The following is a 13,333-nucleotide window of genomic DNA, read 5'->3' on the forward strand; positions in this document are numbered from 1 at the left end:
GGGGGTGACCATCCCACATGGAAAAAATCAGAATCAGTCCAAGACAATTGTTTTGCTTGATTGTATTATTTGAATTAGGCAGTTCACTGGTTATCCCCTTGGGAGCCGATGCGGGACAAGATGCATGGCTCGCCATTTTGGCAGGGCTGATAGCCGGTTTGCTTATTTTTCAGGTATACTTGTATTTGTATCGGCAATATCCTGCCATTCCTTTGACAGGCTACATACGAAAAATCCTCGGAAATGTCCTTGGGTGGCCCATTTCCTTGTTGTACGTCGCCTTTTTCATTTATGGGTCGGCTCGAATTACACGTGACATCGGCGATTTGCTGTTTAACTCTGTGTATGATGAGACCCCTTTGTTCCTGCTGCATTTTCTTATGCTTGCTGCCATTACGTACGTGCTGCACAAAGGGTTTGAGGTATTGGCCAGAACCGGGGAAGTGTTTTTCGGCATTGTGATGATATTGGTCTGTGTCGGCATCCTGCTGGTGATATTTTCGGGGATCGTCCAGTTTACGCTTCTTCAGCCAGTTCTGGAGAACGGATGGGAACCCATCTTTCAGGCTGTCGTGTCGCAAACCTACACCTTTCCGTTCGGACAGATCATCTGCTTTGCCATGATTCTTCCCTATCTGGCAAAGCCGGGGCGTGCCAGACGGGCGGGGATGACGGGGTTGATTGTAAGCGGGATCATTTTAAGCCTGATAACCGCTCTGGAGATTTCCGTTCTTGGCGCTGACCTCGTCCAGCGTTCAACCTTTCCCTTGCTGATCACTCTCAGCAAGGTGGATATTGCCAATTTCCTGCAAAGACTGGACGCGCTTGTCGTCTTTACCCTGATCATCGTCAATTTCTTTAAAATCTCCATCTTTTATTATTCGGCGGTCATCGGTGCTGCCGATCTGTTCAAGGTGGATAAGCTTCGCAGCCTGATCCTCCCGATCGGGGTAATCATCCTGTTCTCCTCCATGAATATCGCCGGCAGTCATGCCGAGCATTCTGTAGAAGGGGACTTTTATTTGAAATATACGCTTGAGTTATTCGTGACCGTCATTCCGCTGTTTTTGTTGGTTGGTTCCTTTATTCGCAGACTTCTCGGCAATCGCGGGGAAAGTGGCTTTTCCACTGAACAGCAGAGGTAAGGCGAGTTATCGCTTCGTTTCTTTTGCATGCTTGAAGGTGTGCGCAAAGTGAAAGACAATCACGATCAATAGGAAAATGACGAGGATATATTCAGCGGGAGACATGATCCAGAACAGGTTTGCCAGATTTTGCAAGGATGCCGGAGCACCCAGGCCGATCAAAACATCCATTGCCATTGCAAATAGCAGAGACAGGATTGTCAGGAAAAGAAAGATCAACAAGCTTTTCATGGAGTCCACCTCTTGTGGAAGAGACATTACGCGTATTTTCTGCCAATCACCACGGATTATTCCCGCAAGCATGCAGGGAGACAGTCCGGGGCTCAGAGCAATTTAGCAAAGATAGAGGAGGGCTTCTCGTGAAATATCGCAGATTGGGAAAAACAGAGTTGAAGGTGTCAGTAGTCGGCATCGGGACATGGCAATTCGGCGGCGAATGGGGTATGGATTTCTCCCAGGAGGAAGCGGATCGAATCCTGCACAGAGCCAAGGAACTGGGCATCAATCTGATCGACACAGCGGAGTGCTACGGCGATCACTTGTCGGAGCGGTTGATCGGCGGCTTCCTGAAAAAGGATCGACGGGAAGACTGGGTGGTAGCGACCAAGTTCGGCCATCACTTCCACGACAAGTTTACACGGACGAACAACTACAGTGCAGACGATGTATTGAAACAGCTGGACGCGTCACTTCTGGCGCTGCAGACCGACTATATCGATCTGTATCAGTTCCACTCCGGTCCCGATGAAGCCTTTGACAATGACGAGCTGTGGACGGTGCTGGACAAACAGGTGCAAGCAGGGAAGATTCGCCATCTCGGCCTCTCCATCGCCAAGAATGACAACATTCATCAGACAGGATCGGCCCCGAAGGTAAACGCCAAGACAATACAGGTCGTCTACAATCGGTTGGATCGTACCCCTGAGGAGCAGGTTTTCCCCGCGTGCATGGAGAATGACCTGGGGGTGCTGGCTCGCGTCCCGCTGGCAAGCGGCTATCTGAGCGGCAAGTACAAGCCGGGTTCCGTCTTTGCCGAAAATGACGTACGCCATAATCACGACCAGGAGCGCGTTCGCTCTTTGCTGCAGCAGGTCGAAGAGATCAAGCAAAACGAAGTGCCTGCGGGTACGGACATGGCACAGTGGGCTTTGGCCTGGTGCTTGAAGCATCCTGCCGTCACTGCGGTGATTCCGGGATGCAAGAGTCCATCTCAGGTGGAAGCGAACGCCAAAGCGGCAGAGCTGGTGAACGAGGACCATCCACAAGCGTGGAAGGCGTGATTGGAAAACCAATGCCATTCCCGTTTGCAAGCAATAAAACAAAACTGTTTTTCAAGCGAGAGAAAAGTAGAAACAAGGTGGTGTTTTTTTGGGTACGGTAGATTTGTCTCTTTTGCCGTGGAATGTGTTCTGGGTGGGCATCGCGTATTTTAGTGTAACGGGAGTTCTTTTCTGCTTTGGCTTTCTTCATCTGTTTCAGAAGAAGACGAAAAGCGGAGTTCTTTTCATGGGCGGAGCCGCAATCAGCGCTTACTTCTTCTTGTCCTATTTATTTACGCATCACATATAGCAGCGCCTCATGCGATCAAACAATAAAGGTATGGCATGGCCAGGTTGCCGTATCAGCGGAGGGTGAAAAAATGGACAAATAACTGTAGATGATCAGATTCAAAAAATGGAGATGAGCTTTTTGACCGTACAAAAAATCATAGAAGATGTTGCGAAACATTTGCAAGGCGTACCTGGCGTAGTAGGAATCGTATTAGGCGGGTCCAGAGCTAGAGAGACTCATCGCCCCACTTCCGACATCGACATCGGCATTTATTATGACGAAGCCGGTGGTTTTGACGCAGCCGAGATCGGAAAAATCGCCACGAAGCTGGATGACGAGCACAGAGAAAACATCATCACACCTCTGGGCGCTTGGGGTCCGTGGGTAAACGGCGGAGGATGGCTGGTCGTTCAAGGGTACCATGTGGACTTTATCTTTCGCGATGTAAACAGGGTCTCGCAAGTAATCGATGATTGCCTGTCAGGTTCTGTCACCGCGAATTACCAAACCGGGCATCCACATGCTTATTTGAATGTGATGTATATGGGCGAGCTGTCGATCTGCCGGATTTTATGCGATCCGGCCAAGAGACTAGCCGCTTTGCAAGCGAAAACCAAGCCGTATCCAAAAGCCTTGCAGCAGGCAATGATCGGGTATTTCATGTTTGAAGCATCGTTCTCTCTGATGTTCGCTGATAAAAACGTTGACAAAGATGATGTGACCTACGTGGCTGGCTGCTGCTTTCGGGCGATTGCATGCTTGAACCAAGTATTATTTGCCAAGAATGAAGAATATTGCATCAATGAGAAAAAGGCTGCAATGATGATCGACCGTTTTTCTGTCAAGCCAAAGGACTACAAGGCCAGGATCGATCAGGTCATTACCTTGTTGTCTGTAGAGGAGGCAAGCACGAGAAGAGGGGTAGAGCAGCTTCGGGAGCTGGTAGCTGAAGTGGAGCAGCTATTAGGCAGCTAACAGTACCCGCTATTTGAGCAGAAAGCACCATGCGTATGGTAGTACTCGCCCAAGAATTTGGAGTGGTATTGGGTGCTAACACATTCTTCCGTTAAACGGTTCTGATTGGTTTTTATTAAAAAAATGGGCTACTTCTCAAATAGGGTGTCTATTTTGAGGTAGCCCATTCTTACATGTTAATGAAAAATTACCATTCAGGATCTACGGACATGATGACAGATGGAGCCTTAATTAATGTTTGCTCAATATCAGAGGATAAAGCAAAAAATCCCAAAAGCAGAACTGAACACAACAGCGTTAAGAACTTTTGCATAAAAAACTCCTCCTGTTTTATTAACTATGATTGCATATATCTGAGATTTTTTCTATGATCTCAGATGGAATACTTCTTTCGCTTTCCTCAATTGACTTCAGTACAAATCCGACACAATTCATTGCCTCTTTGTATTGACCAATTTGTTTGAAATGAGTTGCACTAACCAATGTGTGATTGATTCCTTCGTCAAACTTATCAATCGAGAAATTATAAAATCCCTTAAGTCTTAAATATTTTGCCATCTTTTCAATACGTCTTGGATTCTTGATGGGAACAGAAGGGAAGAAAGTAGCCTCGGAAGCAATTATTTCGTTTACTGTATTTGTGTCTCCGAGGCGCAAGCAATCCTCTATGAGATCGACTACAATAGATATTCGACGTTCCTTATCTACAGAATGGAGCAATTCTTTGTATAGACTGATTGATTTATCATACTGACCCTTCTTTGAATAGATCATTGCTTGTATATGGTCTTGTTTGAAATCAGCAAATTGACTGTTTTTGTATTCTTTCAGGTAAACCTCTGCCAAAGTTGTATCGTCTAAATACAGGTAGGAGCCGATGACCGCAGTTAAAGCTTCGGCCTTCATATGATTATCTGATTCGTCTCTATCAAAGGCAATTTTGCAAAAGTTTATGCATTCGTCGTATCTCTGTAGTGCGTAGGCATGTATTCCCATACGATAATAGAATTGAACGTAGTCGTGCGGATCTAGATGCTCAGTATAATGTGTTAATTCTATTCCACGCTGGTAAGCTTCTTCAAGGCGAACAAAATCATCTCGCTCTAGTAAGTATCTATCTAGTAATGCTTTGGCAAGGTATCCATGACTCCTTGAATAATTAATGATGGTCTCTAATAGCAGTAACTTCATTTTGGCATTATCTAAAGTAGTTGATCGCTGGAGAACAAAATCAAGAGCAATAAAGGTATCTATTTTGGGGGAATTAAATAAAGCTTGGGCGCTCTTTTGGGCTAAAGTTTCCAATTGGTTTTGGATGGATTCTTCTAGTAGCAGCTTTAATGTTTACGGATTGTCCGCAGTCTCAATGAAAGAACTAATAATAAATGGATAGGGAAGCTCTAGAACACCGCTGAGTTTCTTCCAGGTAGTAAAGGCTGGTTGCTTTGTTTCTCCCTTCTCAATTTTAGCAAGGACAGTCTTACTTACGCCTGATAATTCTGCCAATTGACTCAAAGTAATATTTGCCTTCTCCCGATACTGGTTGATCAAATCTCCAAGTGATAACAAAGACATTTCCACACCACCTATCAAACTCATTTACAATTACACCTTACCATATATGGTAAACATTGTAAATACCTGTCGATCAGCTGTTTTTGTTCGGTAAATCCGATTATGGCAGAGAAAAAATCCTCTGGATGAACCAAGGGGGATTGTTAAAAAGAGCAAATCCAAAGAGAAGCTTAAAAACCTCATGCGAAAGATAGCCTGTGCGGCCGGCAGCTCTCTACAGGAGCTAAGCCGGCTTTTTGTTGCCCTTTCATTCCATATCTGCAGGCAAATCATCTTATTCGCCGCTAAACTATTTATTAATTTCTTGGACTGGCTTACAATAAGTTTTGCAAAAAAGTTAGTGCTGTTAAAATTTGCAATGCTGTTAGACAAGGAGATGATCTCTGCAAAGAAAGAACAGTTTCATCTAGGTAGATCAGTTCATTTTGTCCTTAATAAGAATGCGAGAACAACTCAAAAAGCCGCTGGTCAACACCTGCATCATGCGGTGTCGCCTCAGACAAAGGGTTAGAAAGGTACGATCATGAAATCAATCGCAACCAAGGCTGCAACCAAGCAGACGACTCCAAAAGACTTCAATCTCTTTGTATTGACCTGGCCCATCTTTTTGGAATTGTTTTTATTCATGCTCATGGGCAGTGCCGACACCTTCATGTTGAGCGAGGTCTCGGACAATGCCGTTTCGGCGGTTGGAGCGGCCAATCAATATATTTTTATCGCCATCTTGATCATGGAGGTTATCGGAAACGGAGCTTCCATCGTGATTGCCCAGTATATCGGCTCAAACAGACGGGAAGATGCGGCGAGAATTTCCGCCATTGCCGTCACATTGAACCTGATGATCGGCGTTGTGATCAGCACCTGTTTCATCCTGTTTGGAAAATCCCTGCTCCAGTCTGTCAATCTGCAGGGGGAGATTTTGCATTACGCGCAAACCTACATTACGATTGTCGGTGGCGGGCTTTTTCTGCAAGCAGTCATCAATACGCTGGCCAGCATTATACGGACGTATGGCTATACAAAAGAGTCGATGCTTGTATCCTTGGGGATGAATGTCATTCACGTCATCGGAAATTACCTGTTGATTTTTGGCCATCTCGGCTTTCCAGAGCTGGGAGTGGAAGGTGCAGCGATCTCAACCGTTGTAAGCCGGCTCATCTCCCTCTTTATCTTTTTCTGGCTGCTATACCGTCTGATGGAAGTCAAGATCGCGGTCCGGGATTACTTCAGCTTTTCCATGGAATACATCAAAAAAATCTTGCGGATCGGCATTCCCTCCGCGTTTGAGCAGGTAACCTACAATGCGTGTCAGACGGTGTTTCTTTATTACGCGACACTCCTCGGGGCTGTCGAGATGGCATCACGGCAATATGTCATGAACATCTCTACGTTCATCTATCTGTTTAGCTTGGCTATCGGGATGGGGACGGCGATTATCACAGGCCGCATGGTCGGAGCCGGGCGGACCGAGGAAGCGTATAAGCGGGTGTGGCGAAGCTTGCGCTGGGGCCTGTTTTTAACCATTGCCGTTAATATTGTCATTATCCTTTTCCGAGTGCCGATCATCGAGCTCTTTACGGAAGATCGGGAGATAATCGCTCTGGCGACGCAGATCCTTTTGCTTAGCATACTGCTGGAATCCGGCAGGACGTTCAACCTGATCCTGATCAACTCCTTGCGCGCGGCAGGGGATGCCAAATTTCCGGTTTATATGGGGCTGCTGTCGATGGTCTGCATGAGCCTGCCGCTCGGCTATTATCTCGCATTTTCGCTCGATCTGGGCTTGGCGGGAATCTGGCTGGCGATTGCGGCAGATGAGTGGATGCGCGGAATCATCATGTTTTTCCGCTGGAGAAGCAGAGCGTGGGAACAAAAGTCTTTGGTGCATCCATCTGCGTAAAGCGGCTGACCGTGAAAAGATGGTAAGATAGAGATGGCGACCAAAGTTTGATAGAGGAGTGAACCTGTTATGGATAAAGTAATGTTTATCGAGATCGGGATGGGGGTTGATTTGCACGGCCAAAACGTGACAAAAGCAGCCGTGAGAGCGGTGCAAAATGCAATCCACCACAACTCGATGCCGGGTCTGCGATCTGTATTGCCGAATCATGACATCAACATGATGAAAGTAAACGTCAGACTCGCTGTGCCGGCTGACATGGACAAGCTGGATTTGGCTGCCGTTCGTGCAGAATTGCCATACGGCGAAGTCACCTTTGACGTTGTCGAGGGAGGCATGCTCACGAGCAGCGGTGTCGTCCTTGCTGACAAGGAGGATAAAAATGATCTCGCTTATGTGGTCATCGCTTCTGTGGAAGTAGGCTATTGAGCGGCTGCCTGCAGCCTTACAAGGAAAAACCATTTTCCTATTTGGAAGGGAAAGGAAGAACCCGGTGATGCGTTATACCGCCGGGTTCTTTTTATTTGTTGCCTGTGAAGCGGCAACTTCCTGCAAAACGGGAGGTGCAGCTGCTCCTTGCTGCATATCGGTAAAATATTTCACGACAAACTCCCGGAACTTCTTAGCTGCCTTGGAGAGATAGCGCTTTTCATGCCACGCAAGCTGGTACGTTCGCTGACAAACCGGGCTTTCAATATCCAGCTTGATCAATGGAGATTTCTTGTCGGTTTTGCATGCGCCCACAAAAGCGACGCCGAGTCCTGCCTGAACAAGGCTGCTGATCGCGGATGGCTCATCAACCTCGCAGACGACATTGGGTTTGAACCCTGCCTGAAGACAGAACTCATCATTCATTTTCCGAAAAGGAAAGCTCTCCTTGTACCCGACAAATGGATCATGGGCCACCTCGCTCAACGATACGCTTTTTCTAGAAGCCAACCGATGCCCAGGAGGCACCGCCAAAAACACCTCCTCCTTCAGTACGGGCAATTGATGAATGCCCGCACCTTCAATAGGAACGGCAGTAAAACAAAAATCGACATCGCCGTTTTCCATAAGACGCGACATTTCCTCCAGAGAAGCTTGTGTGATCCGAAAATTCACGTTTGGGTGCAGAGCCAGAAAAGCACCTAGCGGCTCAGACAAGCGATGCAAGGTAGGAGTCGCTACATAAATGCTGCCGCGCTCCATCCCCGCCATATCGGCCACCTCTCTGCGCCCTTCTTCCAGTGCAGTCAGCGCCGTTTCCACCTTTTTCAAAAATGCCTGACCGAACATATTGAGGCGGATTTGTCTGCCTTGACGGTCGAACAACGGAACGCCGAGATCCTCTTCAAGCCGTGAAATCGTCTTGCTGAGGGCAGGCTGTGCAATGCGCAGCTCTTGGGCCGCCTTCGTCATATGCTCAAGTCTGGCAACTGTCCGAAAGTAGTGCAGCTGCAGCAGTTCCATATCATCTATCACCCCGGATTCATATCCCCCAGTATATGTAGAGATATATTAATAAATATTTTTATTTCTATAGTATCGATTGTAGAATAAATCGTGCGAGACGACAACAGTGAAACAACCTGGTGAAACCGTGCATGTAGAGGACACACAAAGGTGACGCACATCAGAACAATCTGAAAGAAAGGGGAGTTTACCCATAAACAAGATTGATGTACATCAAGCGGGAGAAAAATTGATTCGACTATTGGCTGTCACGCTCGTCATCTCAGTGATGAGCGCGACTATGTTCAATATCGTTCTGCCTGAGATCAGATCTGATTTTCAACTTTCCTTCGCGCAGGTCAGCTGGGTGTCGGTCTCGTACATGCTGATTTATGCGATCGGAAGCGTCACGTATGGCAAACTGGCGGACACATAAAGGCTGAAAAGCTTGCTCACCTTTGGACTGGCAGCCTTTGCAGTTGGCTCGATGATCGGTCTGGCCGCACAAGCATTTTGGATGGTTCTGCTTGGACGGATTTTACAGGCAGTAGGGGCTTCGGTTATTCCGGCAACAGGCATGATCATACCGATCCGCTATTTTCCACCGGAGAGCAGGGGACGCGCTCTGGGCATATCTGCTACGGGACTTGCGCTGGGTGGGGCGCTTGCGCCAATTGTAGCGGCGTTCGTTGCTAGCTTTGTCCATTGGCGGTGGCTGTTCTGTATCCCTCTTCTCACCCTTATTACGCTCCCGTTTTATCGAAAGTATTTGGACGATGAGCCCGGACGGAAAGGCAAACTGGATTGGATCGGCGCTGGTTTGCTGGCAGGAACGGTGGCTCTGGTGCTTTTGGCTGTTACGAATGGAGGATGGATGCTCGCATTGGCTGGAGCCATCTTGCTTGCCTTGTTTTTGCTTCACATCCATCGTTCAACCGAGCCTTTTGTCCAACCGAGACTGTTTGCAAACAAAAGCTACTCGCTCATGCTCGTGCTTGCTTTTCTGGCAAGCGGAATCGGCTACGCGCTTCCTTTTCTAAGCCCGCAGATGCTGTCCCAACTGAATCAACTCGCTCCCGGAGTCGTCGGTTTTGTCATGGTGCCGGCCGCTATCTCGGCGGCCATTCTGGGAAGGACTGGCGGGAAGCTGGCAGATTCAAAAGGAAATCCCTTTTTGTTCTATACGGCTACGGCATTGCTCTTTATCTGCTTTGTCCTGCTGTCATTCTTTGCCGGGTTCTCCCCGGTCCTTATCGCCGTCATTCTCATCTTCGGCAATGTGGGCCAGACGTTCATTTTAATTGCACTATCCAATACGACCTCCAAACTGCTGCCTAAGGATCAGGTTGGGGTCGGCATGGGAATGATGTCTCTCTTGAACTTTATCGCTGGAGCTGTTTTTGCAAGTGTTTACAGCAAAATCGTCGATCTGGGGAGCGGCTCCGCCGGTAACGTGATCGTTGCCCCTTTATCCGGCGAGGCATCTGTCTACAGCAGCATCTATTTTGTCTTGGCGTGTCTGTACATCGCCATGGTGTCGATTTACTTCACATTGATGAGAAAAACGAGTCAGGCAGGAAAGCTTCATGCGGATGCCTGATGACGGGAATTCGTGTACCCGTGAACGCAACACAATCGTAGAGCAAGAAAGGCAAAGAGAGGATGAAGATCATGAAAGGAAGACCTGTCTGGTCATCATTCTTGCTTAGCTGTTTCCAGAGAAGACGCTTATCGATTTTATCCGGCTTGTTCTGACGAGCGTGAAATAATTCGGATCGGGAATAACGGCGGCGGTCAGATAAGGGGGATACAAGATGCAAAAAGAAAACAGAAACGGAATATTTCTCATAACGGGAGTCATGGCTGCAGGAAAATCAACGATCGCACAAATGCTTGCGGAGAAATTCGAAAAGAGTGTCCACCTGCGGGGAGATGCGTTTCGGAAGATGATCGTCAACGGAAGAGAAGAAATGCTGCCGGAGACATCCCAAGAGTCCGTCCGGCAGCTCAGCCTGCGGCATGAAATAGCGGCTTCGACCGCAGATCGATACTACCGTGCGGGATTTACCGTCGTTTTGCAAGATGTCATAATCGGTTCCTTCCTCGCTGAAACCGTGACGAGGATTCAAAGCAGGCCTTTGTATGTAATCGTTCTGGCTCCCCGTCCGGAAGCCGTAATGGAGAGGGAGAAGAGTCGCCCAAAAACAGGGTACGGACTTTGGACGGCAGACGAGCTTGATCGGCGCTTGCGGGAAGAGACACCCAAGATCGGTCTGTGGCTGGATACCACCAACCAAACCGCAGCGCAAACCCTCGATGAAATATGGGGGAGGGTGTGGGCCCAAGGAATCATCGAAGAAACAGACAGTCCATACTAGCAGGAGTCATCCTCCCGCCCGCGGCGCGCTCTCGAATCCGATTTTTTTATGCGTCCCGTCACAGAAAGGCTTTTTCTCTGAATGACCGCAGCGGCAAAGTGAAAACGTGGAGCCTGCCTCAAACCGGCCGCCGAGCGCATCTATCAGGTCAACATTGCCGTTGACGCGGATGGAGCCGTTATCGTTGATTTTTATCGTGACTTTCTCGTTTTCCAGATTTCATCACCTCGGAAGGATGATCGTGAGTATTGTTCCGGCCAAGCTTGTCATCTCGGAATTTGTTTTCCGGTTTACACCAGCAGACCCTTTTTAAATAAAGGGATCGATCATAATCAGCCAGAGGAAATCCTCTTATGGCTTTAGTACGACTTTAATGCAGCCATCCGTCTTTGTGTCGAAGATCTCATAGCCGTGTTCTGCTTGATCCAGCGGCAAAACATGTGTCACGATGTCTCCGGGATCGACTTTTCCTTCCGCAATCAAGTTGTACAAATGCGGCATGTAGTGAATGATAGGGGCTTGTCCGGTTCTGAGATTCACATTCCGTTGAAAAATGTCGCCGAGCGGGAAAGCATTGTATCTCATCCCGTACACACCCGTAATCTGAATGGTGCCGCCTTTGCGAACAGCCTGGGTTGCGATGACGATGGCGCCCATGGCACCGCCTTGCAGCTTGAGACCTGTCGCTATCATTTCCAAAGGCGTCATTTTCCCGTCCATTCCTACACAGTCGATGACGACGTCCGCTCCGCCTTTGGTCATTTCCTTCAAATGATTGCCGATATTTTCTTCTGCCTCAAAGTTGACAATCTCGACTTGATTGGTTCGCTTGGCATGCTGCAAACGGTAGTCGATATAGTCAACGGCGATCACTCTTTTTGCCCCTTTGAGCCAGGCAAATTTTTGGGTAAGCAAACCTACTGGCCCGCATCCGAGAACGATTACCGTATCTCCCTTTTTCACGCCTGCATTGTCTACACTCCAGTAAGCTGTAGCCATGGCATCGGACATCAACACGAGTTTCTCATCTTCAATCTCGCAGTCATCCGGGATGCGAAAAGGGACAAAATTGGCGTAGGGGACACGCAAGAACTCTGCTTGTCCACCTGCATACCCGCCGGCCGTTTCCGAATAGCCGAAAAATGCGCCCGTTTCGCCGTGAGGGTTGGAATTGTCGCATTGACTTTCCAACTGGTTTTTGCAATAGAAGCATTCGCCGCAGCTGATATTAAAAGGGATAATCACACGGTCGCCCTTTTTAACCTTGATGACATTCGGACCCGCTTCCTCGACAATCCCCATTGGTTCGTGACCGATGATAAAGTCCTCGGGCATGTTGGGTATCATGCCGTGAATCAAATGCAAATCAGAGCCGCAGATTGCAGTGGATGTCAGCCTGACAATGATATCGTCCGGCTTTTCAATTTTAGGATCGTTGACCTCTTTTACCTTGACATCTTTGAACCCTTGATACGTAACAGCTTTCATGATTCACCTCCCGTGTGTATTATCCCCTGACGGAATGGCGCTATTCCCATTGGCTATCCAACAAACGCTTGTGATATAATCGTGCAATATGAAATGACATTAGGATCACGGAGGAATTCATGCTTACTTTTGAAGAAAAACTGGCGATTATCGAATCGTTTCCGCAATTACATAAGAAACCGGTGTCGCTTGGCCGTTTCAACTTTCATTTCGAAGAGAGTCTCCATGACAAGAAAATCGTCGTGCAAAACCTGCATCCGAACGGCAATGGCTTTGTATATGCCGGACATTTGCCCAAAAAAGCGACAGATCCAAAGGGCATGGTGAACATTCGCGATTATTCTGCGGATGAACTGCGAGCCATTATTCAAGCTTCAATCGATTACTTGTCCCGTAAACCAGAGCCAAAAGCAAGCACAGATGCAGCTCAGGAACAGACGCGCGAAACTTGGGTGGGTCCAAACGGGCAGACCCTGCAGCTCGTACAGGAAGATGAGCTATGGAATGTTTATGCAGGTCCAAACCTGGAGGAGGCCTTCGAGTCGCATAAAGAGGCGAAACGGTATTTGTTAGAAGAAGGCTTTAAACTGCAATAGCTCACAACAGAAGATCGACCATAAAAACGCTGTTTCCACCTGGAAAACAGCGTTTTCTTTTTGCATATTTTTGCTTGGTAACAGTCAAATCAACTGCATCCTTACGCCGAGTAGGTATGACGGGACCACCGTTGGAATTGAGACAGCATGAGATTGATCATTAGGAGCTATAGGGACAAACGAGCTTACTTGACAGTCGGCTGCTTTCTTGTGTATTCGGAAAAACGGGCAATGCATTCCCCGCTAGATACACCTCCACATTCACGGAATCGGTTTATGAAAGATTGCCAT

The 13,333-nt window shown here is 47.9% G+C and carries 15 protein-coding genes and 1 pseudogene; 9 read left to right on the forward strand and 7 right to left on the reverse strand.

What is annotated here, in order from left to right; translation table 11 throughout:
- The first annotated feature begins 17 nt into the window (after nt 1-17).
- A complete protein-coding gene (locus EDM54_RS17305; protein ID WP_024984846.1) occupies nt 18-1,145 on the forward strand; it encodes a GerAB/ArcD/ProY family transporter in 1,128 nt (375 codons plus the stop codon).
- Nucleotides 1,146-1,151: 6 nt separating this feature from the next.
- Here EDM54_RS17305 and EDM54_RS17310 read toward each other — a convergent pair whose 3' ends face one another.
- A complete protein-coding gene (locus tag EDM54_RS17310; protein WP_003386801.1) occupies nt 1,152-1,376 on the reverse strand; it encodes a YczF family membrane protein in 225 nt (74 codons plus the stop codon).
- Nucleotides 1,377-1,504: 128 nt separating this feature from the next.
- Here EDM54_RS17310 and EDM54_RS17315 point away from each other — a divergent pair, with 128 nt between their 5' ends.
- The 3 genes from EDM54_RS17315 (at nt 1,505) to EDM54_RS17325 (ending at nt 3,671) form a co-directional block, all read left to right on the forward strand.
- A complete protein-coding gene (locus tag EDM54_RS17315; protein ID WP_003386799.1) occupies nt 1,505-2,425 on the forward strand; it encodes an aldo/keto reductase in 921 nt (306 codons plus the stop codon).
- Nucleotides 2,426-2,513: 88 nt separating this feature from the next.
- Entirely contained in the window at nt 2,514-2,714 is a 201-nt protein-coding gene (locus EDM54_RS17320) for a hypothetical protein (protein WP_003386797.1), read from the forward strand.
- Nucleotides 2,715-2,825: 111 nt separating this feature from the next.
- Nucleotides 2,826-3,671: a nucleotidyltransferase domain-containing protein gene (locus EDM54_RS17325; protein WP_122958557.1), complete on the forward strand. Its 846-nt coding sequence runs from the start codon at nt 2,826-2,828 to the stop codon at nt 3,669-3,671.
- 187 nt (nt 3,672-3,858) lie between these two features.
- Here EDM54_RS17325 and EDM54_RS27045 read toward each other — a convergent pair whose 3' ends face one another.
- Genes EDM54_RS27045 through EDM54_RS17335 form a run of 3 tightly spaced genes read right to left on the reverse strand, consistent with a single transcriptional unit; the run spans nt 3,859 to nt 5,270 of the window.
- The gene (locus EDM54_RS27045; protein ID WP_255320348.1) at nt 3,859-3,984 is read right to left on the reverse strand and encodes a hypothetical protein; all 126 of its coding nucleotides are present in this window, start codon (nt 3,982-3,984) and stop codon (nt 3,859-3,861) included.
- A 20-nt stretch (nt 3,985-4,004) separates the two neighbouring features.
- Complete coding sequence (locus EDM54_RS17330; RefSeq protein WP_122958540.1) at nt 4,005-4,976, reverse strand: tetratricopeptide repeat protein; 972 nt, start codon at nt 4,974-4,976, stop codon at nt 4,005-4,007.
- A gap of 39 nt (nt 4,977-5,015) precedes the next feature.
- On the reverse strand, nt 5,016-5,270 hold the full coding sequence (locus EDM54_RS17335) for a helix-turn-helix domain-containing protein (RefSeq protein ID WP_081607718.1): 255 nt from the start codon (nt 5,268-5,270) through the stop codon (nt 5,016-5,018).
- A gap of 499 nt (nt 5,271-5,769) precedes the next feature.
- Here EDM54_RS17335 and EDM54_RS17345 point away from each other — a divergent pair, with 499 nt between their 5' ends.
- Together EDM54_RS17345 and EDM54_RS17350 are read left to right on the forward strand one after the other, a co-directional pair.
- Entirely contained in the window at nt 5,770-7,146 is a 1,377-nt protein-coding gene (locus tag EDM54_RS17345; RefSeq protein WP_003386789.1) for an MATE family efflux transporter, read from the forward strand.
- Between the two features lie 69 nt (nt 7,147-7,215).
- Nucleotides 7,216-7,575: a Lin0512 family protein gene (locus EDM54_RS17350; RefSeq protein WP_003386788.1), complete on the forward strand. Its 360-nt coding sequence runs from the start codon at nt 7,216-7,218 to the stop codon at nt 7,573-7,575.
- Nucleotides 7,576-7,647: 72 nt separating this feature from the next.
- On the opposite strand, the gene EDM54_RS17355 is transcribed toward EDM54_RS17350, so the two are convergent.
- The gene (locus tag EDM54_RS17355; RefSeq protein WP_122958542.1) at nt 7,648-8,598 is read right to left on the reverse strand and encodes a LysR family transcriptional regulator; all 951 of its coding nucleotides are present in this window, start codon (nt 8,596-8,598) and stop codon (nt 7,648-7,650) included.
- A 205-nt stretch (nt 8,599-8,803) separates the two neighbouring features.
- On the opposite strand from EDM54_RS17355, the pseudogene EDM54_RS17360 reads away from it, so the two are divergent.
- A pseudogene (locus EDM54_RS17360) lies at nt 8,804-10,180 on the forward strand (MFS transporter).
- 214 nt (nt 10,181-10,394) lie between these two features.
- Nucleotides 10,395-10,958, forward strand: a complete 564-nt coding sequence (locus tag EDM54_RS17365; RefSeq protein WP_003386783.1) for an AAA family ATPase — start codon at nt 10,395-10,397, stop codon at nt 10,956-10,958.
- 6 nt (nt 10,959-10,964) lie between these two features.
- On the opposite strand, the gene EDM54_RS17370 is transcribed toward EDM54_RS17365, so the two are convergent.
- Nucleotides 10,965-11,174 (reverse strand): CDGSH iron-sulfur domain-containing protein, encoded by a 210-nt coding sequence (locus EDM54_RS17370; RefSeq protein WP_081607731.1) that lies wholly within the window; start codon nt 11,172-11,174, stop codon nt 10,965-10,967.
- Between the two features lie 135 nt (nt 11,175-11,309).
- Nucleotides 11,310-12,446 carry a zinc-dependent alcohol dehydrogenase gene (locus EDM54_RS17375; protein WP_122958543.1) on the reverse strand — a complete coding sequence of 379 codons (1,137 nt, stop codon included), beginning with the start codon at nt 12,444-12,446 and terminating at the stop codon, nt 11,310-11,312.
- 119 nt (nt 12,447-12,565) lie between these two features.
- Between EDM54_RS17375 and EDM54_RS17380 the strand changes: the two genes are divergently transcribed.
- Nucleotides 12,566-13,042: a hypothetical protein gene (locus tag EDM54_RS17380; RefSeq protein WP_024984852.1), complete on the forward strand. Its 477-nt coding sequence runs from the start codon at nt 12,566-12,568 to the stop codon at nt 13,040-13,042.
- Nucleotides 13,043-13,333 lie beyond the last annotated feature (291 nt).

This window comes from Brevibacillus borstelensis, assembly GCF_003710865.1.
GTDB lineage: Bacteria > Bacillota > Bacilli > Brevibacillales > Brevibacillaceae > Brevibacillus > Brevibacillus borstelensis.

Bases quoted from the DNA above. Each gene is read 5' to 3' on its own strand.
- EDM54_RS27045 (WP_255320348.1), bottom strand. From the start codon at position 3,984: ATGCAAAAGTTCTTAACGCTGTTGTGTTCAGTTCTGCTTTTGGGATTT.
- EDM54_RS17375 (WP_122958543.1), bottom strand. From the start codon at position 12,446: ATGAAAGCTGTTACGTATCAAGGGTTCAAAGATGTCAAGGTAAAAGAG.
- EDM54_RS17355 (WP_122958542.1), bottom strand. From the start codon at position 8,598: ATGGAACTGCTGCAGCTGCACTACTTTCGGACAGTTGCCAGACTTGAG.
- EDM54_RS17325 (WP_122958557.1), top strand. From the start codon at position 2,826: ATGAGCTTTTTGACCGTACAAAAAATCATAGAAGATGTTGCGAAACAT.
- EDM54_RS17380 (WP_024984852.1), top strand. From the start codon at position 12,566: ATGCTTACTTTTGAAGAAAAACTGGCGATTATCGAATCGTTTCCGCAA.
- EDM54_RS17350 (WP_003386788.1), top strand. From the start codon at position 7,216: ATGGATAAAGTAATGTTTATCGAGATCGGGATGGGGGTTGATTTGCAC.
- EDM54_RS17305 (WP_024984846.1), top strand. From the start codon at position 18: ATGGAAAAAATCAGAATCAGTCCAAGACAATTGTTTTGCTTGATTGTA.
- EDM54_RS17345 (WP_003386789.1), top strand. From the start codon at position 5,770: ATGAAATCAATCGCAACCAAGGCTGCAACCAAGCAGACGACTCCAAAA.
- EDM54_RS17310 (WP_003386801.1), bottom strand. From the start codon at position 1,376: ATGAAAAGCTTGTTGATCTTTCTTTTCCTGACAATCCTGTCTCTGCTA.
- EDM54_RS17365 (WP_003386783.1), top strand. From the start codon at position 10,395: ATGCAAAAAGAAAACAGAAACGGAATATTTCTCATAACGGGAGTCATG.
- EDM54_RS17335 (WP_081607718.1), bottom strand. From the start codon at position 5,270: ATGAGTTTGATAGGTGGTGTGGAAATGTCTTTGTTATCACTTGGAGAT.